The sequence below is a fragment of the Neisseria sp. P0021.S006 genome, assembly GCF_051956895.1.
This window is the reverse complement of the sequence record NZ_JBQCWZ010001215.1, coordinates 1-460: the sequence shown is the minus strand read 5'-3', so window position 1 is coordinate 460 and position 460 is coordinate 1. Positions and strand designations below refer to the sequence as shown.

The 460-nt window shown below is 52.2% G+C and carries 1 protein-coding gene; it reads left to right on the top strand.

What is annotated here, in order from left to right; translation table 11 throughout:
* Positions 1-84: 84 nt before the first annotated feature.
* On the top strand, positions 85-460 hold a 376-nt coding region (locus tag ACTHUM_RS19550), incomplete at its 3' end, for a lysophospholipid acyltransferase family protein (RefSeq protein ID WP_440403947.1).

The window sequence follows — 460 nt, the reverse complement described above, 5'->3', positions numbered from 1 at the left end:
AGCCATCCTATAAATGACAAGGCCGTCTGAAAACTGCCGACAACGGCGTTCAGACGGCTTTCAAACGACAGACTTTTCCCCGATATGCTGATTATCCGCAACCTGATTTACTGGTTCATCCTTTCCTCTAGCATTATTTTGCTGTTCCCCTTTATGCTGCTTGCCCTGCCCTTTCAAGGCGGCGCGCACAAAATGGCGCAAGTTTGGGTGCGTATCCTCAACTGGTCGCTCAAGCACATCATCGGCTTAAACTACACCTTAAGCGGCGCGGAAAACATTCCCGACCACCCCGCCATCATTTGCGCCAAACACCAAAGCGGCTGGGAAACCCTCGCCCTGCAAGAGATTTTTCCGCCGCAAGTCTATGTTGCCAAACGCGAACTTTTCAAAATCCCTTTCTTCGGCTGGGGCTTGAAGCTGGTCAAAACCATCGGCATCGACCGCAGCAACAGCCGCGAAG